This window comes from Mycobacterium sp. (assembly GCF_049647605.1).
Classification (GTDB): domain Bacteria; phylum Actinomycetota; class Actinomycetes; order Mycobacteriales; family Mycobacteriaceae; genus Mycobacterium.
This window is the reverse complement of the sequence record NZ_JBARXZ010000097.1, coordinates 1-1,692: the sequence shown is the minus strand read 5'-3', so window position 1 is coordinate 1,692 and position 1,692 is coordinate 1. Positions and strand designations below refer to the sequence as shown.

The 1,692-nt window shown below is 62.6% G+C and carries 3 protein-coding genes; all 3 read left to right on the top strand.

All coding sequences use genetic code 11. From position 1 onward, the window contains the following. On the top strand, window positions 1-355 hold a 355-nt coding region (gene rpsI / locus WBB07_RS12250), incomplete at its 5' end, for a 30S ribosomal protein S9 (protein WP_526307999.1). Window positions 356-620: 265 nt separating this feature from the next. Beyond that, window positions 621-986 carry an iron-sulfur cluster insertion protein ErpA gene (gene erpA / locus WBB07_RS12245; protein WP_066540053.1) on the top strand — a complete coding sequence of 122 codons (366 nt, stop codon included), beginning with the start codon at window positions 621-623 and terminating at the stop codon, window positions 984-986. A gap of 129 nt (window positions 987-1,115) precedes the next feature. Beyond that, on the top strand, window positions 1,116-1,692 hold a 577-nt coding region (locus WBB07_RS12240; RefSeq protein ID WP_526307997.1), incomplete at its 3' end, for an MFS transporter.

Below are 1,692 nucleotides of genomic sequence, written 5' to 3'. Positions count from 1 at the left end.
GTCCAGCGTCGCCCGTGTATTCCTGAAGAAGGGCTCCGGCAAGATCACTGTGAATGGCAAAGACATTCAGCAGTACTTCGGCCGCGAAACCTCCATCATGATCGCAAAGCAGCCCCTGGTGCTGACTGGCAATGTCGAAGCTTTCGACATCCAGATCAACGTCCACGGCGGCGGTGAATCCGGCCAGGCTGGCGCTGCCCGCCACGGTATCACCCGCGCTCTGATCGATTACGACGCTTCCCTGAAGTCCGCACTGAGCCAAGCCGGCTACGTGACCCGTGACGCTCGTGAAGTCGAACGTAAGAAGGTCGGTCTGCGTTCTGCACGCCGCGCCAAGCAGTTCTCGAAGCGTTAATCCGCTTCTGCTGCAGGATGGTCTTCCTCCGGGAAGGCCATCCGCCAAAAAAAGCCGCCAAGCCTTCGGGTTCGGCGGCTTTTTTGTGGTCGCTCCCGCGCCGGCATGGTCCGGTACGGCCGCCCCTCCCTGGTCCGGGCGAAGTCCCCAGCGTCCTCCGGGGGCAAAGCCCCCACTTGCACTGTCGTCAAAGCTGGAAGCGGCAGCAATTCCCGAGCCCTTTGCTGTACCATTCGGGCCAATTCAGAACCATCGGAGTATCCCCATGAGCGCCGTTGCCGAAAACACCATCACCGAAATGCCGGCCCCCATCCTCTTCACCGACAGCGCAGCTGCCAAGGTGGCGGATCTGATTGCCGAAGAAGGCAATCCCGACCTGAAGCTGCGCGTCTTTGTGCAAGGCGGCGGCTGCTCGGGTTTCCAGTACGGTTTCACCTTCGATGAGATCACCAACGACGACGACACTACGATGACCAAGAATGGTGTGTCGCTGCTGATCGACGCCATGAGCTACCAGTACCTGGTCGGCGCAGAGATCGATTACAAGGAAGACCTCCAAGGTGCCCAGTTCGTGATCAAGAACCCCAATGCCAGCACCACCTGCGGCTGCGGTTCCAGCTTCTCGGTGTAAGCGCTTTCTGCCTGCCACGCGGGATGCCGCCGACACTGCGCCATCCCCTCCGATCCAGCCGCTGCACGCCAGCGGCTTTTTTGCGTCCGTTGCACGCATTGCCGTGCGAGTTTTGCTTCCCTGTTTCCCATGAGTGAATCCCTTGCCCCCCACCGTGAACGCCTGCTGTGGCTGGTGGCCATCGCCTTCTTTTTGCAGTCGCTGGATGCCACCATTCTGAACACGGCACTGCCGGCGATGGCGCAGTCGCTGGGCCAGAGCCCGCTGAAGATGCAGTCGGTGATCGTGGCCTATTCGTTGACCACGGCCATGCTGATCCCGGCCTCGGGCTGGGTGGCGGACCGTTTTGGCACCCAGCGGGTCTATGCCACGGCGATCGCGCTGTTTGTGCTGGGCTCGGTGCTGTGCGCGCTTTCGCCCAACCTGGGCTTTCTGGTGGCCGCGCGCGTGGTACAAGGGGTCGGGGGCGCCCTGATGATGCCGGTGGGCCGGCTGGCTGTGCTGCGCAGCCACCCCAAGGGTGAATTCATCCGTGCCATGAGTTTCATTGCCATCCCGGGCCAGGTGGGCGCGCTGCTGGGCCCCACGCTGGGCGGTGCTCTGGTGGAAGTGGCCAGCTGGCACTGGATCTTCTGGATCAATGTGCCGGTGGGGCTGTTCGGAATGTGGGCCACACGCCGCTGGATGCCCGTGGGCGCGGAGCAGC